Annotated in this window: 17 protein-coding genes; 11 read left to right on the top strand and 6 right to left on the bottom strand. The window is 38.7% G+C overall.

All coding sequences use genetic code 11. The features are described from left to right. Window positions 1–12 precede the first annotated feature (12 nt). Entirely contained in the window at window positions 13–2,052 is a 2,040-nt protein-coding gene (locus tag HCU67_RS08415; protein WP_168552201.1) for an HD family phosphohydrolase, read from the bottom strand. Between the two features lie 111 nt (window positions 2,053–2,163). Between HCU67_RS08415 and HCU67_RS08410 the strand changes: the two genes are divergently transcribed. Both HCU67_RS08410 and HCU67_RS08405 read left to right on the top strand, forming a co-directional pair. After that, window positions 2,164–3,339, top strand: coding sequence for an acetyl-CoA C-acyltransferase (locus HCU67_RS08410; protein ID WP_168552200.1), 1,176 nt, complete (start codon window positions 2,164–2,166; stop codon window positions 3,337–3,339). A gap of 17 nt (window positions 3,340–3,356) precedes the next feature. Continuing rightward, the gene (locus HCU67_RS08405) at window positions 3,357–4,109 is read left to right on the top strand and encodes a C40 family peptidase (RefSeq protein ID WP_168552199.1); all 753 of its coding nucleotides are present in this window, start codon (window positions 3,357–3,359) and stop codon (window positions 4,107–4,109) included. Window positions 4,110–4,157: 48 nt separating this feature from the next. Here HCU67_RS08405 and HCU67_RS08400 read toward each other — a convergent pair whose 3' ends face one another. Together HCU67_RS08400 and gyrA are read right to left on the bottom strand one after the other, a co-directional pair. Continuing rightward, window positions 4,158–5,408 carry a tetratricopeptide repeat protein gene (locus HCU67_RS08400; protein ID WP_168552198.1) on the bottom strand — a complete coding sequence of 417 codons (1,251 nt, stop codon included), beginning with the start codon at window positions 5,406–5,408 and terminating at the stop codon, window positions 4,158–4,160. 85 nt (window positions 5,409–5,493) lie between these two features. Next, window positions 5,494–7,980 (bottom strand): DNA gyrase subunit A, encoded by a 2,487-nt coding sequence (gyrA, locus tag HCU67_RS08395; RefSeq protein WP_168552197.1) that lies wholly within the window; start codon window positions 7,978–7,980, stop codon window positions 5,494–5,496. A gap of 255 nt (window positions 7,981–8,235) precedes the next feature. Between gyrA and HCU67_RS08390 the strand changes: the two genes are divergently transcribed. Next, complete coding sequence (locus HCU67_RS08390; RefSeq protein ID WP_168552196.1) at window positions 8,236–10,785, top strand: ATP-dependent Clp protease ATP-binding subunit; 2,550 nt, start codon at window positions 8,236–8,238, stop codon at window positions 10,783–10,785. A 172-nt stretch (window positions 10,786–10,957) separates the two neighbouring features. Further along, on the top strand, window positions 10,958–11,377 hold the full coding sequence (locus HCU67_RS08385; protein ID WP_168552195.1) for an STAS/SEC14 domain-containing protein: 420 nt from the start codon (window positions 10,958–10,960) through the stop codon (window positions 11,375–11,377). Here the strand turns inward: HCU67_RS08385 and HCU67_RS08380 are convergent. Then, window positions 11,374–12,900 (bottom strand): NAD(P)H-hydrate dehydratase, encoded by a 1,527-nt coding sequence (locus HCU67_RS08380; protein ID WP_168552194.1) that lies wholly within the window; start codon window positions 12,898–12,900, stop codon window positions 11,374–11,376. The genes HCU67_RS08385 and HCU67_RS08380 overlap by 4 nt on opposite strands. Window positions 12,901–13,132: 232 nt before the next feature. Between HCU67_RS08380 and thrA the strand changes: the two genes are divergently transcribed. The 7 genes from thrA (at window position 13,133) to HCU67_RS08345 (ending at window position 20,877) form a co-directional block, all read left to right on the top strand. Further along, window positions 13,133–15,580 (top strand): bifunctional aspartate kinase/homoserine dehydrogenase I, encoded by a 2,448-nt coding sequence (thrA, locus tag HCU67_RS08375; RefSeq protein ID WP_168552193.1) that lies wholly within the window; start codon window positions 13,133–13,135, stop codon window positions 15,578–15,580. Window position 15,581: 1 nt separating this feature from the next. Next, a complete protein-coding gene (locus HCU67_RS08370; RefSeq protein ID WP_168552192.1) occupies window positions 15,582–16,502 on the top strand; it encodes a homoserine kinase in 921 nt (306 codons plus the stop codon). A gap of 1 nt (window position 16,503) precedes the next feature. Continuing rightward, window positions 16,504–17,799, top strand: coding sequence for a threonine synthase (thrC, locus tag HCU67_RS08365; protein WP_168552191.1), 1,296 nt, complete (start codon window positions 16,504–16,506; stop codon window positions 17,797–17,799). 94 nt (window positions 17,800–17,893) lie between these two features. Continuing rightward, a complete protein-coding gene (gcvT, locus tag HCU67_RS08360; protein WP_168552190.1) occupies window positions 17,894–18,979 on the top strand; it encodes a glycine cleavage system aminomethyltransferase GcvT in 1,086 nt (361 codons plus the stop codon). Window positions 18,980–18,990: 11 nt separating this feature from the next. Further along, complete coding sequence (locus HCU67_RS08355; protein ID WP_168552189.1) at window positions 18,991–19,818, top strand: sugar nucleotide-binding protein; 828 nt, start codon at window positions 18,991–18,993, stop codon at window positions 19,816–19,818. Window positions 19,819–19,828: 10 nt separating this feature from the next. Further along, on the top strand, window positions 19,829–20,113 hold the full coding sequence (locus HCU67_RS08350) for a 4a-hydroxytetrahydrobiopterin dehydratase (protein WP_168552188.1): 285 nt from the start codon (window positions 19,829–19,831) through the stop codon (window positions 20,111–20,113). 53 nt (window positions 20,114–20,166) lie between these two features. Beyond that, complete coding sequence (locus HCU67_RS08345; RefSeq protein ID WP_168552187.1) at window positions 20,167–20,877, top strand: YebC/PmpR family DNA-binding transcriptional regulator; 711 nt, start codon at window positions 20,167–20,169, stop codon at window positions 20,875–20,877. Between the two features lie 405 nt (window positions 20,878–21,282). On the opposite strand, the gene HCU67_RS08340 is transcribed toward HCU67_RS08345, so the two are convergent. Continuing rightward, entirely contained in the window at window positions 21,283–21,930 is a 648-nt protein-coding gene (locus HCU67_RS08340) for a response regulator (RefSeq protein WP_168552186.1), read from the bottom strand. A gap of 4 nt (window positions 21,931–21,934) precedes the next feature. Beyond that, window positions 21,935–23,950 carry a tetratricopeptide repeat-containing sensor histidine kinase gene (locus HCU67_RS08335; RefSeq protein WP_168552185.1) on the bottom strand — a complete coding sequence of 672 codons (2,016 nt, stop codon included), beginning with the start codon at window positions 23,948–23,950 and terminating at the stop codon, window positions 21,935–21,937. Between the last annotated feature and the right edge of the window lie 102 nt (window positions 23,951–24,052).

Below are 24,052 nucleotides of genomic sequence, written 5' to 3'. Positions count from 1 at the left end.
TATTTTAACAACCTATTTTGGATATTCCACCCGCAGGTGATAGATGTTTATCAACTTTTGCTTCAAAACCTTTTTAACTGCCTCAATTTCCTTTAAGGTAATATCGGCATTCAAAAACTGTTCTGCATCCATTTGAGATTTCACGATACGTTCGACAAAATCATCGATAATTTGACTGTTGGGCGACTTAAGGCTTTTAGATGCAGCTTCTACCGCATCGGCCATCATTAGAATTGCGGTTTCTTTGGAGAACGGCGGTGGCCCAGGGTATGCAAAATCTTCTTTGTTGACCTCGCCGCCAAGTTCTTCTTGCTTTTTGTAAAAATAATAGACTACCGAAGTGCCATGATGTGTACGTAAAAAGTCGATTACTCGGTCAGGAATGTTATTTTTCCGAGCAATCTCAATTCCCTTAATCACATGGTCAATTATGATTTTGGCACTTTCCTTTGGTGGTATGTCATCGTGTGGGTTTATGTTGGTAATTTGATTTTCGGTAAAATAAGTAGGGTTTTCCATCTTTCCTATATCATGGTACAACGCGCCAACCCTGACCAACATGGCATTTGCACCAATTTGGTTTGCAGCGGCTTCAGCTAGGTTTGCGACTTGTAATGAATGATGAAAAGTGCCCGGTGCTTTATCTGACAACTCTTTGAGTAATTTAGAGTTGGTGTCCGATAATTCCAATAATGAAACATCGCTGACCAATCCAAATATCTTTTCGTAGAGGTAAATCAAGGGTTGTGCAAATAATGTTATCATTCCATTGAGCAAGAATATCCCAAAAGTTATCCATTCAATATTGTTCAGATTCCCCTCGTGAATGATATGAAATGCGAAATATCCAACGATGTAAATAAGTGTGATTTGACCAACTGAGATAAAAAGGTTTGCCCTTTTATACAGTTCTGAAACGGTCAAAATGGTAATGATACCTGCAATAATTTGTAAAAAGATGTATTCAAAACTATTGGGTACTACAAAACCTAATAACAAGATGGTGAGTACGTGAACGAACAAACCCAGGCGGGCATCAAAAAAATTCTTGAGAATCAATGGCAGAATACACAGCGGTACTACATACAAATAGTTTTCATTGGTTTTCACAACCAACGTGGTAACGAATACCATCAATAAGACATTGGTGAAAATGAAGGTCACCTTATTGTTATCCGCAAAAATTTCTGGCCGGTAATTTTTAAGAAACAAGAACAGCATCATTAATACCAATGCTACCAATACCGTGTACCCGAACAATATGAAATACGAGTTATTGCCGCTCCACAATTCAGATTCATATTCTGATTTTAAGGAGTTCAACTTTTTCAGTTTATCTCCTTCAACAACTTCACCTGTTGTAATTACTAATTCACCTTCCCTTACTTCACCTCTGGTCAACGAAATTTTAGACAGTTCATCTGCCAAGGCGTTTTCCGTTAATTCCTTGTCATAAGAGACATTTGGTTTTATTACGGAACGTAACAAATCACTAAGGGCTTGTTGGTGTTCATTTGTAGGAACAGCCGCTGTTTCAATTGCAATCTTATTTTCTGCTTCTGCAACCGTTGGTACTTGGGAATTTGTGAGTTCAAGAGCCTTATTTTGCTTTACTAGCTTTAAGCCAGTTTCCGAAATTTGGGATGGGACTATACCATATTCGTATAATCCTTGAAGAATTAGCAATCCCTTTTCTGAAAGATTCTGTTTTTCCCTATCATTAAGAAATTGAAATTTTTCTGACTCGTAAAATGCTTCTTCAAAGCTAGCTATCACTTCTTGTGCTATATCACCATCTGCGGTATAATACGGTACTTTCTTAGCTTCTAATTCAGCACGTTCCTTTTCGACTTCCTCTGGGGTTTTCTTTATCGAGAAATCCAAAGGTGAATTCAAGCTTTCGTATTGCCAGGGTTTACCCTTTTGAAATTCGTATTTGAATTTACCACCCTTCGGAAAAAAATATACAATAAGTGCAATAGAGAGTATGTAAAGAACGTACTTATAAATTACCGATTGATTCTTGTAAAAATTATCAATTGAATTTGACATCGTGATAGGTGAAGTTTCAAAAATAGAAAATATTAGTGGGTTCTGGGGTTAAGTTGAATCTGACCGTTACCGTGAAATATTAGTATTTTCGCACAACAAAATTGTAATGATATGAACGAGGTTGTAATTGTTTCAGCCCAACGTACACCAATCGGTAGTTTTATGGGGGCCCTTTCTTCAATTACGGCACCCAAACTGGGTGCAATCGCAATTAAAGCTGCGTTGGAAAAAGCAGGTATAAAACCTGAAATGGTCAATGAAGTTTTGATGGGTAATGTTGTTCAAGCAGGAACCGGTCAAGCGCCGGCCAGACAAGCTGCTATTTACGCTGGTATTCCCGATAGTGTTCCTTGTACTACTGTAAATAAGGTTTGCGCCTCTGGTATGAAAGCTGTCATGCAAGCAGCACAATCAATAGCATTGGGCGACAATGAAATTGTGGTCGCCGGTGGTATGGAGAACATGAGTTTGATTCCACATTATGTTCATATGCGAAAAGGAACCAAATTCGGCCCAACAAGTCTTGTTGATGGTATGCAAAAAGATGGCTTGGTCGATGCCTATGACCAAAATGCCATGGGTGTTTGTGCAGATGCCTGTGCTGTAGAACATGGATTTTCAAGGGAAGAACAAGATGCTTTTGCCGTTCAATCTTATGAGCGTTCTGCAAAGGCTTGGGCAGAGGGCAAGTTCAAAGACGAAGTTACTCCGGTTGAGGTTCCCCAGCGCAAGGGAGATCCCATTATAATCTCTGAAGATGAGGAGTTCAAAAACGTTCGAATGGAGAAAATCCCAGCGCTGCGACCTGCATTTACAAAAGATGGTACGGTAACCGCAGCCAATGCCTCTACAATAAATGATGGTGCAGCTGCCTTGGTATTAATGAGTGCAGAAAAAGCCGCTGAATTAGGGCTTGAACCCATTGCGAAAATTACCAGTTATGCTGATGCCGCTCAAGAACCAAAATGGTTCACAACTGCTCCTGCAAAAGCTTTACCAAAAGCACTGGACAAAGCTGGTATTTCTATTCAGGATGTTGATTTTTTTGAATTTAACGAAGCGTTCTCGGTCGTTGGTTTAGCTAATATGAAATTGCTCAATCTTAAAGACAATACTGTCAATGTTAACGGAGGTGCAGTCTCGTTGGGACATCCCCTCGGATGTTCCGGTGCTCGTATATTAGTGACCCTATTGCATGTTTTGAAACAAGAAAATGGTAAAATTGGAGCTGCAGCCATATGTAATGGTGGTGGGGGCGCCTCTGCCATAATCGTTGAAGCTTCTTAATTCAGTACTGAACTAAAATGTCTCACGGAGTTTGCCTTCTTGGTTCTGTTGCTTTACGACAGGCAGCTGACGATAATGCCCCAATGCAAAGTCAATTGTTATACGGTGAACTTTTCAAATTTAAAGAGCGAAGAAAATTTTGGAGTAGAATACAGACCAATTATGACAATTTTGAAGGTTGGGTGCGCAACAACCAAGTCAATCCCTTGCTAGAAGGTGAGCTGGACAAAATAGACTTCAAAAAGACGGATTATAACAGGGATTTAGTGTCCTTTGTTTCAGAGGGGAAGAACGGATTGATTGCTGTTCCGTTGGGGGCAGAAATAAATAACTGCGAAATTTTTCAACACACCTTTGAGGGTACTTCCAAAATTGAAGTAGAAAATCAAAAAGCAGATTTTATTGAGACTGCGTTTCTATATTTGAACTCCCCATACCTCCTTGGTGGTAAAACTCCTTTTGGCATAGACAATAGCGGATTCACACAAATGGTCTACAAGATAAATGGACAAAAACTGTTTCGCACTGTAGAAGAGCAATCAAATCAAGGAGAAGTCATGAGTTTTATCGAAGAATGTGAGCCCGGTGATTTGGCATTTTTTGATGATAGAGAAGGAAATATCAATCACGTCGGTATAGTTTTAAAGGATAACTATATAATTCATGCACACGGAAAAGTCAGAATAGACCGTATAGACCACACTGGAATCTTCAATACAGAGGAGAAAAAATATTCCCACCAATTGAGGGTCCTAAAGAGGATATTATAAAAAAAGCCCCGCTTTTCAGCGAGGCTTTGTTCTTAAAGATCTTCAATGTTACTCTCCCATCAATTTTTTGATACGCATGAAGTTCTCATTATCTCCTAAAGCACCATAGATATTTCGTAGTTGCTCCAATACACTTTCCTTTTCAGGTGTAGTCTTTAGTGCAGCTTCAAGAATTGCTGCACCCTCCTTGAAAAGATTATCCTTTTGAGCTTTAAGTTCATCATACTTAGCAATATCAGCTCTTTTGTTGGAAAGCGCTAATTCGTTCATTGTATCAATGAGATTGTTTCCTTCATTCACATAAGAAGTAGAAAGGTTCAAAGTGGCATTAATGTAATTAGGATCGATTTCCAAAGCCCTTTTGTAAGCCGCCCTGGCCTCTTCCATATTGCCTTGTTCCATATTGATTACCCCAACATTGTAATGCAAATCTGGGTTGTCTGGCGCCATAACAGCAGCCTGCCCCATTATCTCTTTGAACTTGTCCTTATCACCCATACTGTAGTATAGATTGGCTTTGTTCAATAATAAATTTACATCATCAGGATTGGATGCAATCGCATCATCGTAAGCCGCTAATGCTTTCTCGTTGTCGCCTTCTTGCTGATAGATTAATGCTATATTCTTAATGATTTCAGGTCTTTTAGAAGGCGTAGTCTTTTCTTTAGGGTCTTTGTGTGTACCTGCTTTTACGTATAGGTCTCGACTGGTTTTATCCATCTCCTCTTCTTCTCCAGTTTCAATGTTAACTGCAGAATACTTTACCTCACTACCATCATAATTCAAATCTTTCAATTCATTATAATACTTCAAGGCATTAGGATAGTCTTTACCATTCACTGCACTACTTGCAGCAAAATAAAGATAGATAGTGTCTTGCGGACGAAGTTGATACGCCATATACAATTTCTCGGCTCCTGCAGTGTAGCTTTTGTTGTTGTTATCATCAACAGCTGCATTTACCAAGTCGGCAGACATTTGCTGCATTTTCTGATTGATATCAGCGGAGTACTTCGCTTTACCACTTGCTTCTTCAATTGATAGTACTTTTTTGTAAGACTCAATTGCAGGGCCAAATTCAGATAGTTTTGCTTGTGCATCACCTAATACTGCATAGTATTGTGCCTGAATTTTTGAATCTGCGCCATCGATGGTTGATGCAGCAGCTTCCAAAGATGCTTTAGCCATAGCTGCATCTCCACTTTTCATGGCCTTTTCGGCAGCTTTAACTTCATTTTTCTGTGCGAATGCCACCAACGAAAAAGAGAAGGCAAGCATTACTAAAATTCGAGTTTTCATTTTAAGTAATTAAGAGTGTTTAAAAAGAATTTGTTAGAATCGTTTTATCTGTTTCCAAGGCCATCTTTACAATAGCCATGCCAATTTACTCATTCACTTCAATATCAAGGATATCACTTTCATCTACGGCGTCATCATCTTTCATAACTTTCGCAACTGCCGCAATTGAATCATTTCCTTTTAAATTAATCAATCGCACACCTTGGGTTGCTCTACCCATCACTCTCAAATCGTCAACGCTCATACGAATAGCAATTCCAGATTTGTTGATAATCATAAGATCATCGGCATCAGAAACATTTTTAATAGCGACCAACTCACCGGTCTTATCGGTAATGGAAATCGTCTTAACCCCTTTTCCACCCCTATTAGTTACGCGATAATCATCGATTGTAGATCTTTTGCCATATCCGTTTTCAGAAACTACGAGAATATCATCCTCAAAATTATGAACGGAAATCATACCTACAACCTCATCTTTGTCATTGGCAAGGGTTATACCTCGGACACCAGAGGCATTTCTCCCCATAGGTCTGGTCTTACCTTCTTCAAATCGAATTGCCTTACCTGATTTCAATCCAAGTAAAATCTGACTTGTACCTGTTGTTAGTTTAGCTTCCAGTAGTTCGTCACCGTCTTTGATTGTAATAGCGTTGATACCGTTTTGACGAGGTCTAGAATATTGCTCCAATACAGTCTTCTTAACCGTACCTTTTTTGGTAGCCATAATTACATAATGACTATTTACGTATTCCTCATCCTTTAAATCTTGGGTGCAAATAAACGCTTTTACCTTATCATCCTGTTCAATATTAATAAGGTTTTGAATCGCTCTTCCCTTAGAAGTTCTGCTACCTTCCGGTATTTCGTAAACACGCATCCAGAAACATTTTCCTTTTTGAGTGAAGAACAACATGTACTGATGATTCGTACCAACAAATAGATGTTCTAAGAAGTCTTCATTACGTGTCGAAGAAGCTTTTTGACCAACTCCTCCCCTATTTTGGGTTTTGTATTCTGTCAGAGGAGTTCTTTTAATATATCCTGCATGAGAAATAGTAATGACTACCTGCTCATTAGGAATCATATCCTCGATACTCAAATCACCTCCAGCAAAATTAATTTCAGAACGTCTTTCATCACCGTACTTTTCTTTAACCTCATTAAGTTCATCCTTAATGATTTGCATACGACGTTCTTTCTTGTCTAGAATATCCTTAAGGTCTTCAATTGTCTTGAGAAGTTCAGCATGTTCCTCCCTTAGTTTATCCTGTTCAAGACCGGTCAATTGTCTTAATCGCATTTCAACAATTGCCTTGGCCTGTATCTCAGTTAGCTTGAAACGCTCTATTAACTTTTCACGTGCCTCTTCTACATTAGAAGAACCTCGAATAATGGCAATAACCTCATCAATATTATCAGATGCGATTATTAACCCTTCAAGTATGTGTGCCCTATCTTCTGCTTTTTTAAGCTCGTACTTTGTTCTTCTAACAACAACTTCATGCCTGTGCTCAACAAAGTATTTAATAATCTCTTTTAGGTTGAGCAATTGAGGTCTTCCTTTAACAAGTGCAATATTGTTGACACTGAATGAAGATTGCAGCGCAGTATACTTGTAGAGCATGTTCAGAACGATGTTCGGAATTGCGTCACGCTTTAAAATATAAACGATACGCATTCCCTTTCTATCCGATTCATCACGAATCGCTGAAATGCCCTCTATTTTCTTATCATTTATTAAATCGGCCGTCTTTTTAATCATGTCGGCCTTATTGACTTGGTACGGTATTTCAGTTACAATGATACACTCCTTCCCTTGCACCTCTTCTATGGTGGCCTTACCGCGCATTACAACACGGCCCCTCCCTGTATGGAAGGCTTCTTTCACACCATCATAACCGTAAATTATACCACCAGTGGGGAAATCGGGAGCTTTTACATGGGTAATAAGCTCATCAATTTCAATGTCATTGTTATCGATATAAGCTATGGTACCGTCAACAACCTCTGACAAATTATGTGGAGGCATATTGGTTGCCATACCCACCGCAATTCCGGAAGCTCCGTTAACCAAAAGATTTGGCACCCGGGCCGGTAATACAGTTGGTTCTTGAAGCGAGTCGTCAAAATTCAATTGATGATCTACAGTATCCTTGTCGATATCCGCCAACATTTCATCCGCAATTTTGCGCATTCGTGCTTCGGTATATCGCATAGCTGCCGGACTATCCCCATCTACAGAACCGAAGTTACCTTGACCATCAATAAGCATGTAGCGCAAACTCCATTCTTGGGCCATCCGAACCATAGTATCATAAACAGAGGTATCACCATGAGGGTGATACTTACCTAATACCTCACCAACTATTCTTGCAGATTTTTTATGGGCACTTGTAGATCGAACACCTAACTCATGCATACCGTAAAGTACCCTTCTATGAACTGGTTTTAACCCATCACGCACATCTGGCAGTGCACGTGACACAATGACCGACATTGAATAATCAATGTAGGCCGATTTCATTTCATCCTCAATATTAATTGGTATCAATTTTTCTCCATCAGCCATACTAAAAACTTATCTCAATTTTGGGATTAGAATATCGTGGCAATATACATAAAATGGCTACTTAGCCGAGCTGGCTCTAGGAGTTTATTAAAAAATTTATTAACACTGTTTGTCAAATTTTAACAGGGCTTAGGCGTTAATAAATAGACAATTCAGGTTGTTTTTCGTTATTTGTCAAGACTTTGTCGAAAAGGGTACGGTATTTGACCATTAGAAACATACTTTTATTAATTTTAGTTGCTGAAAGGAAAATTTATGGATGATAATTTCTCACCAAGGGTAAAAGATGTAATTGCCTACAGCAAGGAGGAAGCACTTCGACTAGGCCATGATTTTATCGGTACCGAGCATTTAATGCTTGGTTTACTTCGTGATGGCAATGGTAAGGCTATAAACATTTTGGATGCCCTTGATGTAGATTTGGACTATTTACGGAGGAAAGTAGAAATCTTGAGTCCGGCCAATCCGAATACGGCCACTGTTCAAAAGGACAAAAAGAACCTTCACCTGACAAGACAAGCGGAAAGAGCTTTAAAAACAACGTTTTTAGAAGCTAAACTCTTTCAAAGTTCTTCTATAAATACAGCGCATTTACTGCTATGTATTCTTAGAAATGAAAATGACCCCACCACCAAACTATTGCATAAACTAAAAGTCGATTACGACAACGTTAAGGAGCAATTCAAATCTATGATTACAAGCGAGGACGATTATATTGATTCGCCAAGGGCGGAGTCTTTTTCTGGAGAGCCAGAGGAAACAGGAGATTCAAAAGAGGGGACATTTGGTTCATCTTCTTCTCAAAAGGGAAACAAAAAGTCCAAGACCCCGGTTTTGGACAATTTTGGTCGTGATTTGACCAAACTGGCTGAAGAGAACAAATTGGACCCCGTAGTTGGTAGGGAAAAAGAAATTGAAAGGGTGTCTCAGATATTAAGTCGAAGAAAAAAGAACAATCCATTATTGATTGGAGAACCTGGGGTTGGAAAAAGTGCCATTGCCGAAGGTCTGGCACTACGCATCATTACCAAGAAGGTTTCTCGTATTCTTTATAACAAAAGGGTGGTTACTCTTGATTTAGCTTCTCTTGTTGCTGGCACAAAATACAGAGGTCAGTTCGAAGAGCGCATGAAGGCCGTTATGAACGAACTTGAAAAAAATGATGATATCATTCTTTTCATTGACGAAATACACACCATAGTTGGTGCCGGTGGCGCTACTGGAAGCTTAGATGCTTCCAACATGTTCAAACCGGCTCTAGCCAGGGGTGAAATTCAATGTATAGGGGCTACTACACTTGATGAGTATCGCCAGTACATTGAGAAAGATGGTGCATTGGAACGAAGGTTTCAAAAAGTTATGGTTGAACCAACAACTGTTGAAGAAACCATCGAAATCCTTCAGAACATTAAAGGAAAATACGAAGATCACCACAACGTGAGCTACACTGACGAGGCTATCTTGGCCTGTGTTAAGCTTACCAACAGATATATGACCGATAGGTTTCTGCCAGACAAGGCCATTGATGCAATGGATGAGGCTGGTTCAAGGGTCCACATTGTTAATATGGATGTACCCAAACAAATTCTAGAGCTTGAACAGCGTTTAGAAGACGTTCGAGACCTAAAGAATAATGTTGTCAAAAAGCAGAAATATGAAGAAGCTGCCAAATTACGTGACGACGAAAAAAGATTGGAAAAAGAGCTCGCATCTGCCCAAGAAATGTGGGAAGAAGAGAGCAAATTGAACCGCGTAACGGTTACTGATGAAAATGTAGCGGACGTCGTTTCTATGATGAGTGGAATTCCTGTTAACAGAATTGCACAAACAGAAAGTAACAAATTGGCAGAACTGCCACAGCTCATCAAAGATTTTGTAATAGGTCAGGACGAAGCAGTAGTTAAAGTGGCCAAAGCCATTCAGCGAAATCGAGCTGGTCTTAAAGATCCGAATAAGCCAATTGGTTCATTTATATTTTTAGGTCAGACCGGTGTTGGTAAAACGCAACTTGCCAAAATATTGGCTAAAGAATTGTTTGACTCTGAAGACGCACTCATTAGAATTGACATGAGTGAATACATGGAGAAATTTGCAATCTCTAGATTGGTTGGTGCACCTCCAGGGTATGTTGGTTACGAAGAGGGAGGACAGTTAACGGAAAAAGTTAGAAGAAAGCCCTATTCCGTTGTGCTTTTGGATGAAGTTGAGAAAGCCCATCCTGATGTTTTCAATATGTTATTACAGGTTCTTGACGATGGCTTTTTGACCGATAGTTTGGGTCGAAAAATTGATTTTAGGAACACCATTATCATAATGACCTCGAATATTGGCGCAAGACAATTGAAGGATTTTGGCCAAGGTGTTGGTTTTGGTACTTCTGCTAAAAAAGCACAGGCTGATGCGCATCAAAAAGGAGTTATAGAAAATGCACTAAAAAAGGCCTTTGCTCCGGAGTTTTTAAACCGAATTGATGACGTAATTGTATTCAACGCGCTTGAACGAGAAGATATACATAAGATTATCGATATTGAACTTGACAAGTTGTACAAAAGGATTAAAGACATCGGATATGAGTTGGTTCTTTCAGATGAAGCTAAAGATTACATTGCTGAAAAAGGATTTGACAAGCAATATGGTGCAAGACCTTTAAAACGGGCCATCCAAAAATATATCGAAGATGCCTTGGCTGAAGAAATTGTGAATGCAAATCTGACCGAAGGCGATAGTATTTATATGGATTTGGATAAGAAGAAAGAAGAATTAACCATTAGAATTGAGAAGACCGAAGAGTCGACAAAGTCATAAGTGGTTCTAAAATAAGTACTTAAAAAAGCCTCACAATGTGAGGCTTTTTTCTTTCATTTTTATGCTATTTCTATTCAAACCTCGTATTTGTCGCTATATTTTGCCATTAATCTAATTTTTTTACCCTCCTTTCAGAGTCTGTCTATTTTCGTTTCACACTATATGAATGAAAATGAATATTCGATTGGAGAACAACCCTGATTTGGTAAGGGAGTATGATCTAGACTTTGGAAACGTCAAAGTTTTTAGTGATTACATGGTTTCGAGCTTTAAAGAAGGAACCACCATAACTTTAGAACGAGCTTATCAATTAATTGGGATTTCTGAAATACACTTCAGAGGCAAAAACTTTGGGTACATAAGTTACCGCTACAACTCCTATGCAATTGATCCAACCATTTATACCTACCTAAGAGGGCTTGATAATTTGAAGGCCTTTGCCATTGTCTCTCGCAAAGAAATCGACATGCATAATTTTGGTATCGAAAAACTCTTTTACAAAAAGAACATGGAGTTCTTTATCGAGTATAAAAATGCATTGGCTTGGGTAAAAAAGAAATTGGGTCGAAACTCTTTGAAAAAAGCCAATTAATCTCCCTTTTGCTCTTCAGGTCTTCTGAATAATTCTTTAAAGGCTTTGCCGATATTATCAATCAACTTAGTTGCAGATAGGGCTTCATAACCATGGTTCATAACCGCAATATCACCTGCAAGACCATGAAGAAAAACCCCAAAAATACTTGCTTGTAGGTTTGAATATCCTTGCGCGATAAGACCCGAGATTATTCCCGCGAGCACATCTCCACTTCCAGCAGTAGCCATTCCAGGATTTCCTGTAGAATTTATATAACCTAAATTGTTATAGATGGTAATTGTATGGGCTCCCTTTAATACCAGTATTAAATCGTACTTGGATGCAAACTCCTTTGCTTTTTCCAACTTTTCGAAATCATCTTTCCATTTACCTAACAAGCGCTTTAATTCTCCAGGATGTGGCGTCAATACCGATAGCGCGGGTAACAAATTCAGAAGAGAAGGCTGTTCAGCTAATATGTTCAGCGCATCAGCATCCAATACTATCGGTACTTTATTGGCTTTTAAGAATTCTTTGAATCCATTAGCGGTAGCTTCTTTGGTTCCCATACCCATGCCGACGGTGACTGAAGCTATTTGTAGACTGTGGACTATCTTTTCAATTTCGTTAGTTCCATTCGTAAGTACCATTGCTTCTGGCAAAGCAACTTGAATAGGAATATAACCACATTCAGGCGCATAAGCCGTAACAAGTCCTGCCCCAGATTCCAAACTTGCTTTACTAGCAAGTATTAGCGCACCTATTTTACCATAACTTCCACCTACGCTCAATACATGGCCAAAGTTGCCTTTGTGAGAGAATTTTAATCTGGGTCGATACATTGGTAAAACCTCAAACTTTCCTATAAACTCATAGGGTGCAGCTTCGCCTTTGACAAAATTTTGATCTAGTCCGATATCAAGTACTTCCCAATTCTGTAGAAAAATTCCCGTTTCAGGTAAAAAGAAAACCAATTTTGGAAATTGAAATGTCAAAACATGCTCGGCTCTTATGACTCCATCTGGGTTATCAGGAACCTTTTCCAAAAAAAGACCGGATGGAATGTCTATAGATAAGGTAAACGCCGGAATACTGTTTAAGTGCTTAATTAAATTGACAACCCAATTATCCGGGTTTCGATTTAAACCAATCCCAAATATTCCATCAATAATAATATCTTGAGGATGAATGTTTGGCAGCTCTGACTTTTCATCCAAATAGGTGGGCCATACTTTTCGGTCTTTAAGCCGCCCCAGGTTCAATAAAAAATCTTTTGAACGTTTTTCGCTGTAATTAACAATGTAAACGAATATTTGATAGTCATTCTCCAATAACATCCGTGCTAAGGCAATCCCATCTCCCCCATTATTACCGATACCGCAAAACAGATGAATCCCTACCTTGGCACCTTGCAAACGGTGATGCAACCAATTAAAAATTTGTTCGGCAGCTCGTTCCATCAATATGTCGCTGGTTATATTTTGATTTTCAGCGGTTATTTTATCAGCTTGGTAAATTTGTTGCCCAGAAAATACCTTCATCTGTTTTAATTATTGTGTTTCTTCAAGATTTCATTAAAAATGCAACGATTGTTGTCAAAGGACTTCGAAAATACTACTTTAGCCCCTCATTGATGCATTAGACTATATAACCAGCTCAAAGTCATGTCAGTATTAAATAAAGACCTTAACTTTTTCACAACCCCTTAGGGGTCGTCTTTACTTATATATCTTCAACAATCCGTACTCTTTTTTCATCCAGTAAAATAAGTCAATGAAAGTTTTAAAATTTGGCGGTACCTCAGTAGCCAATGCAAAAAATATTAATCTAGTCAAACAAATCGTTAGCGAAAGCGCTAAAGAAAAAAAACTAGTTGTTGTTGTGTCAGCTCTTGGTGGCATTACGGATTTGCTTTTGACCGCTTTGAATCAAGCTTCAAATAAGGACTATGGCTATGAAAACACCTTGTCGAAAATAGAAAAGCGGCATTTAGACACCATCAAATCACTTTTTCCTATTACAAAGCAAAGCACAATTTTAAGTTGGGTAAAAGGCGAATTGAACGATTTGGAAACTTTATTGGAAGGTGCTTTTTTAATTGGTGAAACTACATCAAGACTTTCCGATAAGGTTGTGAGCTATGGTGAATTGCTTTCATCTTATATTATTTCGGAATATTTCAAATCGAAAAAGCTCGGTACCATTTTGAAGTCTGGCCGAGAACTGATAACAACCGATGCCAATTTTGCTAAGGCCAATGTCGATTTTAAAGCTACTGATAAAACCTGTAAGGAATTTTTCAGGAGTAATGATAGTACTGTGGTCGTTGTGCCGGGTTTTGTTGCTTCTTCAGTTGAAGGGGACCATACAACATTAGGCCGGGGAGGTTCTGATTATACTGCGGCAATTATTGCTGCCGCTATTGATGCCGAAGAACTTCAAATTTGGACTGATGTCAGTGGCATGTTTACGGCGAATCCTAAAATTGTAAAACAGGCCAAATGTGTTTCCCAAATATCATACGAAGAAGCAATGGAACTATCACATTTTGGTGCAAAAGTTCTATACCCACCTACGGTACAACCAGTATTGGCAAAAGAAATTCCCATACGAATCAAAAACACCTTCGAACCTCAAGATGAAGGAACTTTGATTACCAAAAAGCTTGATGTAAATGACAAAACTGTAAAAGGCATAAGCCACGTAGGCAATACAGCGTTGATTTCTTTGGAAGGTCCGAGCATGATTGGAATTCCTGGTGTTTCAAAACGCTTCTTTGAAACGCTTTCTTCGAAAAATATCAGTGTTGTTTTGATAACACAAGCGTCTTCAGAACATTCGATTTGTGTTGGTATTGACCAATCAGAAGCAAAAAGGGCCGAGAACGCACTTAACCAAGCATTTGAATACGAGATTTTGACCAAAAGACTAAAACCGGTCATTATTGAAAAGGATTTGGCAATTATTGCTTTGGTTGGAGAAAATATGAAGAGCCATCAGGGTTTAAGTGGCAAAATGTTCAGCACTTTAGGTAAAAACAATGTGAATATTCGTGCTATTGCACAAGGGGCCTCTGAGCGTAATATATCTGCTGTTATTGATGAAAATGATGTGAAAAAGGCATTAAATTCTTTACATGAGGCCTTTTTTGAAAGTATTACCAAGCAGCTCAATCTTTACATCATGGGTGTTGGAAATGTAGGTTCTAAACTTATGGACCAGTTGAACAAGCAAAAGAGCTATCTGAAGAACGAAATGCAATTGAACGTTCGTGTTATTGGAATTTCGAATTCTAGAAAAATGGTCTTTAGAGAAGGAGGAATAAATACCAAAAAATGGGAGGAAGAGCTTGAAAAAGGGCAGAAAGCCGACTTGAAAAAGTTTCTTAGAAATGTACAACAACTCAATTACCGAAATAGCATTTTCGTTGATAACACAGCCAGTGAAGAAATAGCATTTAGCTACAACGATTATTTAAAAAGCAGCATTTCGGTAGTTACATGTAACAAAATAGCCTGCTCTTCTGCGTACAGTAATTATACTGAATTGAAGCAATCATCAAAAAAATACAATTCCCCTTTCCTTTTTGAAACCAATGTTGGGGCCGGGTTGCCAATTTTGGACACCTTACGACATTTAATAACCTCCGGGGACCGTGTGCACAAAATTCAAGCTGTATTATCTGGTAGTTTAAATTTCGTGTTCAACAATTTCAATTCGGAAATAACTTTCGAAGAAATCGTAAAACAGGCCCAGGAAGAAGGTTATACCGAACCGGATCCCAAAATAGACCTAAGCGGTGTAGATGTAATGCGTAAGATTCTAATTCTTGCCAGAGAAAGCGGATATGAATTGAATATTGATGATATTAAAAACGATTCCTTCTTGCCACAAGAAGCACTGGAAACCAATAATAACACAGATTTTTTCAATTCGCTTAAAAAGCATGAAGAACATTTTCAGTCCATCTATAAAAAGGCAAATGAAAAAAATTGCAAACTAAAATACGTGGCTCGTTTCGAAAATGGGAAAGCAATAGTCGGATTACAAGAAATACCGGTAGGTCATGATTTCTACAATCTAGAAGGCAGCGATAATATTGTGTTATTCTTCACCGACAGATATCGAAATCAACCTTTGATAATTAAGGGGGCCGGGGCCGGAGCAGATGTTACTGCCTCAGGGATTTTCGCAGACATTATACGAATAGCCAATTACTAAGATGGAAGAAATCAGTGTTTTTTGCCCAGCCACGATTGCAAACATCTCTTGTGGGTTCGATGTACTGGGTGTTGCCCTAGAATCAGTTGGTGATGAAATGGTCTTGCGAAAAACAAATACCTCAGGTATTAAAATTTCACGTATTACTGGCCAAGATCTACCTCTTGAAACCGAAAAAAATGTTGCGGGTGTTGCTGCACAGGCATTTTTGCAAAAAGCCGATTTCAAGGGTGGTTTTGAAATAGAAATACACAAAAAAATAAAGCCCGGTAGCGGAATTGGTAGTAGCGCAGCTAGTTCTGCAGGAGCGGTCTGGGGAATGAATGAATTATTGGGTAGGCCATTTTCAAATTTAGAATTGGTAGAATTTGCCATGCAGGGAGAAAAACTTGCAAGTGATGTTCCTCATGCAGATAATGTTGCACCAGCACTATTTGGTGGTTTTGCATTGGTACGTAGTTACGAACCTTTGGATGTTATTTCGATTCCTTCGCCTTCCATGCTCTATGCTACCATAATTCATCCACAAATTGAAGTTAAGACTTCAGATTCAAGAAAAATACTAAGACATACCGTTCAACTGAAAACCGCAATTAAACAATGGGGTAATTTAGGAGGGTTAGTTGCCGGACTATTCAAAGAAGACTATGATTTAATTCAAAGGTCGTTACATGACCATATTGTTGAACCCATTCGTTCGATATTAATTCCTGAATTCGACGAACTAAAAGTTGAATCACTAAACACAGGTGCATTAGGAGTTGGTATTTCAGGTTCAGGGCCTTCTGTATTTGCACTTTCAAAAGGTGAGGAAACAGCAAAAAAAGTGGCAAAACAAATGGAAGAAGTGTATGCCGGCGTTGGTGTTGATTTTGACATTCATGTGTCAGGTATAAATCTTGATGGCTGTAAAAAAATTTAAAATGACCTACTACAGTTTAAATAACAATGCAATTACAGCTACTTTTGAAGAGGCAGTTGTCAACGGTATTGCGCCTGATAAAGGACTCTATTTTCCTTCTGGGATTTCAGCACTTCCTACTTCTTTTTTTGAAGGAATTGAGCAGCTTTCCAATATTGAAATTGCCCAACAGGCAATAGCTCAATTTGTAGGTGACGAAATACCAGAATCAGAATTAATCAAAATTCTTGGTCGTGTATTGGATTTTGATTTCCCCATAATTGAATTGGAGCATAATGTTGCGACACTTGAATTATTTCATGGTCCGACTATGGCATTTAAAGATGTAGGTGCACGTTTCATGGCAAATTGTATCGGATATTTCTCAAAAGGCACAAAAGAATCGGTCACGGTTTTAGTCGCTACTTCAGGAGATACTGGCGGGGCAGTTGCAAATGGATTTCTAGGTGTTGAAGGAGTAGATGTCGTCATTCTCTACCCCAGCGGAAAAGTAAGTGAAATTCAAGAAAAACAATTGACGACCCTTGGTCAAAACATTACTGCTCTAGAGGTAGATGGCACTTTTGACGACTGTCAGCGAATGGTCAAAGAAGCATTTTTGGATTCAGAAATTACTGCACATAAAAAGCTGACTTCAGCCAATAGTATTAACGTAGCGAGATGGTTGCCACAACTGTTTTATTTTTTGTTCGCTTACAAACGGGCTAAATCAAAGGGCAAGGAAATAGTGTTCTCCATTCCTTCAGGAAACTTCGGAAATATTTGCGCCGGCATGATGGCACAACAATTGGGTATGCCGGTCAAGCATTTTATCGCAGCAACTAATGTTAATGATGTTGTTCCAACATTTCTAAAAACAGCTAGCTATGACCCTAAACCATCCAAGGCAACCATTTCGAATGCTATGGATGTGGGTGACCCAAGCAATTTTATTCGAATTCAGCAGATTTATGAAAATGATTTTGCAAAACTGAAGGCGAACCTTTCCTCTTTCTCGTTCACCGATGAAGAAACCAAAGCGGCTATGAAGAGCCTGCAGAAAGACTCAAAATACATCGCAGATCCGCATGGTGCAGTCGGCTATTTGGGATTGAAAAAATTCTTGATGCAGCACCCAGAATATTATGGTATTTTTTTGGAAACGGCGCATCCTGTAAAATTTCTTCCGGTGGTGCAAGAAACCTTGGATATCACACCTGAAATTCCTGCTCAGATCATGCAGGTAATGCACAGGGAAAAAGTTTCCATTAAAATTAAATCTTACCCAGAACTTAAAACGCAATTGCTAAAAGCCTAGCAATTTTCCAAAAAAAGTTTGCAACAATCCTTTGTTCAAAAGATTAGACTTGGTGTCTTAAGAAGTTATCTTTGTATTCCTAAATTTAGATATAATGAATAAGACTGCTTTGTACGACACCCATGTTGCGCTTGGAGCGAAAATGGTCCCATTTGCCGGTTTTGATATGCCGGTATCATATGAGGGGGTGAATGCCGAACATGAAACGGTTAGAACTGGTGTCGGAGTTTTTGATGTTTCACACATGGGAGAGTTTTTGATTGAAGGACCAAAAGCCTTGGACTTAATTCAAATGGTCTCATCAAACGACGCGTCGAAGTTAACCATAGGAAAAGCTCAATATAGCTGTTTGCCAAATGAAACCGGGGGCATCGTAGATGATTTAATCGTCTATCGAATTAAAGAGGAAACCTACCTTTTAGTTGTTAACGCTTCCAATATTGAAAAAGACTGGAATCATATATCAAAATACAACTCACAACTTGGTGCTGAAATGCGGAATATTTCCGATGGGTATTCCCTTTTGGCAATTCAAGGACCAAAAGCAGTCGAAGCAATGCAATCCTTGTCTTCGCACGACCTTGCAGAAATAAAGTTTTACAACTTTGTGGTTGGTGATTTTGCTGGTATTGACCATGTAATTATATCAGCTACTGGATATACAGGTTCAGGTGGTTTTGAAATCTACTGTAAGAACTCAGAAGTCAAGCAAATCTGGGATAAGGTATTTGAAGCAGGTGCCGACTTCGGTATAAAGCCTATTGGTTTGGCGGCAAGGGATACCTTGCGTTTGGAAATGGGGTATTGCTTATACGGAAACGATATAGATGACTCGACTTCACCTTTTGAAGCCGGTTTGGGATGGATTACCAAATTCTCTAAGGATTTTGTGAATTCTGAAGCCTTGGAAGATGAAAAAAGAAGAACCCCAGAGCGAAAATTGGTGGGATTTGAATTGGACGAAAAAGGAATTCCAAGAAAGGATTATGATATTGTCGATGGTCAAGGAAAAACCATTGGTGTAGTTACATCTGGTACAATGAGTCCTTCTATGGGCAAGGGAATTGGCCTAGGTTATGTACCCAAAATATTCTCAGATGTAGGAAGCAAGATTCATATTCAAATACGGAAGAATAGAGTTCCAGCCACTGTTGTCAAACCCCCATTTTACAAGCAGTAGAGTATTCAAATTTGGAGAAAAAAAGTAAACGAATATTAATATTGGGAGGCAGCGGCTTTATAGGCCGTTCCATTTACCGAGAATTAGACGACTATTTTGATACCTATGGCACCTACTTTACCAATAGGGCCTATGATGGTAATCAACAATTCTTCCAATATGATATGCGGGAAGATGATGTCTTCCAGATTCTAAAAAAGGTACAGCCAGATTTTATAATTTCTTCTTTAAGAGGAGAGTTTGCAAGTCAAATACAATTGCACCAACATCTCATGGAGTATTTGGTCTTGAACGATTGCAAGCTTTATTTTCTCTCTTCTGCAAATGTTTTTGATGCCTACAGCAAGTTTCCGTCTTACGAAACGGATAAAACATTATCAGAAAGCATTTATGGGCGATTGAAGATAAAAATCGAAAATATGCTTATGCGGCTACCGTCAGAAAAAATGGCAATTTTACGGGTACCTATGGTCTTTGGTAACACCTCCCCTAGAATTAAAGAGATTAAAAAAAATTTGCTTGATAAGGAGCCAATTGAGGTCTTTCCGAATCTAATTATCAATGTTACAAACGATGATCGCCTTACCCAACAAATACATTATTTGATAAACCATGACAAGACGGGCATCTATCATTTGGGCAGTACCGACTTGGTTCATCACGAGGAGTTCATACATGAAGTTGTCAACCGATTGGGTAACTTTAACCCAATCTATAAAAAAGTATACACTACAAACGAAGATCGGTATCTCGCTGCATTGCCGAAAAAGAACAAACTCCCCAAAAATCTAAGAATAGGGTATCAAGAAATTATAGATCATCATTTAACTGTCGACTAAATGCATTACTATGGAAAGATTAAATGAAACCGAGATAAAAGAGGCGTTGCGAATATTACCTGATTGGTCTTATGAAGAAGGTAGTATTACTAAAATCTTCAACTTTAAGAACTTCAAACAAACTTTCGCGTTCATGACTAGGGTTGCCTTCGAGTGTGAACTACAGGGGCACCACCCCGATTGGGAAAATGTCTACAATAGACTAACAATCAGATTAAATACCCACGATGCGCAAGGCATTACCAAAAAAGACTTTGATTTGGCACACACCATTGAAAATCTATTCAATAGCTAATTAGAAAAAGTTTGGTGTTTTTTTAAATTTGTTTCTATTCAAAAATTAAAGGTATGGGAAGAGCTTTTGAGTTCAGGAAAGCCAGAAAAATGAAAAGATGGGCAGCAATGTCCAAAGCATTCACAAGAATTGGAAAAGATATTGTGATGGCTGTTAAGGAAGGTGGACCAGATCCAGATGCGAATTCACGACTAAGGGCGGTAATTCAGAATGCCAAAGCGGTGAACATGCCCAAAGATAATATTGAACGCGCCATTAAAAGGGCTTCTGACAAATCACAAGGCGATTATAAGGAAGTGCTTTTTGAGGGCTACGGTCCCCACGGTATTGCCGTTTTGATAGAAACCGCAACGGACAACAACACCCGAACCGTAGCAAATGTTAGGAGTTATTTCAACAAATGTGACGGTAGCTTAGGTACTTCCGGTTCTGTAGAGTTTATGTTTGACCATACCTGCAATTTCAGAATACCGGCAGAGGGAATTGACCCAGAAGAGCTCGAATTGGATATGATTGATTTTGGTGCTGAAGAAGTATTTGTTGACGAGGACGGCATTTTAATATATGCACCATTCGAAAGTTTTGGTGGCATCCAAAAAGAACTGGAATCAAGGGAAATTGAAATTTTGTCTTCAGGCTTTGAGCGTATTCCTCAAGTTACCAAAGCACTCAACGAAGAGCAAATGGCTGATATTGAAAAATTGTTGGAGTTGATAGAAGAGGATGATGATGTTCAGAACGTATACCATACCATGCAAGAATAGTTCAAGACACTTTTTTTTCGCAATTCACCATTTCATATCAAAGAAAAAACCGCCCTATAAGGCGGTTCTAACCATGCGATGAACATTATGGATAACGTCTTTCGACGCATGTAAAGTCTTATAAAAAAGTGTTTCCCTTACTTACTTCTTTGTACTCTACAACAATATTTTCAGGGGCAGGAGCGCTCATTAAACAATGAAGGGGGAGAACTGCTTACCTACCCCATCATAAATCAACTTTTTAATCTCATTTAATGCGGTCTCCTCTTACCACCAAGAAATTGGAAATTCAATTCCTTTACTAAGTGTAAAATTAATGTGGATAGGTAAGTTGTAAAATAAGAGCCATCTCGCAATTTCTACGTACTGGTACGTATAAGAGGAAATGTGAAATAAATTTTTGAACTATTTGGTAAGAATCACACTTCTATTGATGAGTGCCCATTTGGTTAGGGCATTATTCCCTTTTTGCAGCTCCAACTTTTCGATGATATTGCTGCGGTGTTTTTCAATGGTACGCACCGAAAGCGAAAGTTGATCGGCAATATCTTGGTTCGAAATTTCTTTGGCAATCAGTTTCAATATTTTGATTTCAGAAAGGGACAACCTGTCCAAACGACCCAGTTCATCGGTGGCCTGAACTATTTGTTTGCCATCAATCGACCGACTGAAATACGTCGTTCCATCCATTATCTTTTTAATACAATTATTGACTTCGAGAAAGGAATCCTCTTTAAGTAAATAACCATCAATCTGTAATGCCTTTGCCTGTGCGATATAATAGGGCTCTTTGTGAAAAGATAGAATAATGAACTTTGTTTGCGAACCTTTACTACGTGCTGTTCTGATGACCTCAAAACCGTTCAAGATGGGCATATCGATATCCAAAAAGGCCAAAATCGGCTTATGAAATAAAATCAACTCCAAGGCTTGGGCACCATTACCAGCTTGACCCAAAACCGTATAGCCATTAAGTTGCAATTCATCACTAAGCCCTTTCAAGAGCATGGGATGATCATCTGCTGTAATTAAGGTTATTTCGCTTTTATTCATCCTACTAAATTGGTATCGTTAAACGAAGTGCTGTCCCCTTGGCCAATTGGCTATTGATATCAATTTTGGCCCCTAAAATTTTTGCACGTTCATAGAGGGTTTTTAGCCCCAAACTCAGGTTTTTGTACTTCTTTTCAAAATCAAAGCCTTTGCCATTATCCTTCACCAAAACCGAAATGCCATCAGAAACCTTATTGACTTTCATTTCTATTGCTTTTGCCTCAGAATGCTTGACAACATTATTCAACGACTCTTGGATTATGCGATACAAATGTAATTCAGCATCTTTTGATAAAAGATTATCGACATTCTCAATTTCTTCGGTAAAGAATAAATCCGTATTTGAATTGATATCATAGACCAAAGCGTTTATGGATTCCGTTAGTCCCAAACGCTCCAGATTTGCAGGGTAGAGCCCTCTAGAGATACTACGTATTTCTGCGAGTGTATTATCTGCCAAGTTTTCCATATTAGGGTTACCAATAGTTTTGGTCTGTTTCGTCAACAACATCAATTTTTGACCTACACTATCGTGTAATTCTCGGGCAAGTCGAGTTCGTTCTTGTTCCTGTTCTTTAATCAAGTCTTGGGAAAACTGTTCTTGAAGCTCTTGTTTTGTCCGAGCAAACTTGTTAGATCGAAATAAATAGATAATGGTGAACAAGGCCACCAAACCAATTCCACCAAAAAGCATCCATTGTGATTTTATTCTATTTTTCGCATCCAACAGGGATATTTCTGTAGCCTGTTCTTGAATTTTAAAATCACGTTTCTCGGTTTCGTACAGCGTTTGGTAATAAGAAACCCCCAATGCCTTTTTCACCCCATTTATGGAATCTTGGTATGCATTGTACTTTTTTGAATACAACAGGGCAGTCTTATAATCACCTTTAGCTTCAGAAACTTTCGCTTGCGAATCGTAACCTTCATAAATACCCTGACTGTTTTTTGCTTCGAGATAGATGTTCAGCTTTTTAGTAATCGCCTTTTGCGCTTTATCATATGCCCCAATGGCCATATAATATTCAGAGATGCTATGCAGGTATTCGCCCTCAAAAGGAATGGTAGTCAAATTCCCATATTTGTTCTTAACCAACTCATAGAACTCCTTGGCCTTTACCAAATCTTTATTCTGGGAATGCGTGGTCAACAAGGCATAGTCAACCACAACATTCGCAGGTATTTTATTTTCCATTCCCTTGGAATAATCTGAGGCTGTGGTAAGATATTGGAGGGCAAGCTCTAAATCCCCATCCTTTTTTGCCCCCAAGGAAGCATTATAAAGATTAGGTATTAGGGAATAGTAATTTTTGGTCAGCTCAGCTAATCTTATCAATTCGTCCCTTTCCTTTTTGGCTTCATTTGAAAAACCAATTTTACCATAAATATTAGCGAGCGACCCCCGGGACATAAGGATGTTCACGGTGTCATTAAGTTTTGTAAACAGTAAGGCAGTTTCCTTCAATAATTGTGATCCAGTAGCATAGTCACCTTGGTCGACATAAGCACCTGCTTTGTATGTTCTAGCGATGGCGTAGCGACTGCTGTCGTTGGCCATTAGCGCATATTTCTCCGCTTCATTGTAAACGGGTATTGAAGCCTCGAGTTTTCCTGAGAAAAAGTAGGCGTCCCCAGCGTTGGTATATAGTTTGGCCAACATTCTTTTATCTGATTCTTCATGGTTTCTGGCTTTGAACTCCTCAAAAATCTTAATCCCTTCTTCCGGGGTTCCAGACCTATTGGCATGAAAAAAAATGAGGTCATCGGTAGATGCCAAACCAATGGCGAAGGAATCCAATTCGTATGCTAGTTCAATGGTGGCCCTGGTTATGGAGTCAAAATTGTAACCTGACCGCTGGCTGGTTATATAACGACTTAGGCTATCCAAAAGCATAAGTTTTTGGGAGCCTTCTGAATTTTTAATTTGGGCCTTTAAGGCTGTAATACCTTCTTCAAATTCACTTTGCGCTCTTCCAAAAAAACAGAACAACAAAAGAAATAGGGGAACTATCTTTTTCATTTCGTTGGATGGTTAATGTTTTGTACTTCAAATATCGAATTTATTCGATTAATATTCAGGAAATTAAAAAGCCGCTCCCGGGAGCGGCTTTTTGTTTTGGTC

This window comes from Croceivirga thetidis (genome assembly GCF_012272815.1).
Lineage (GTDB): Bacteria > Bacteroidota > Bacteroidia > Flavobacteriales > Flavobacteriaceae > Croceivirga > Croceivirga thetidis.
Note: the sequence above shows the minus strand (reverse complement) of the source record. Positions and strands in the feature narration are given on the sequence as shown.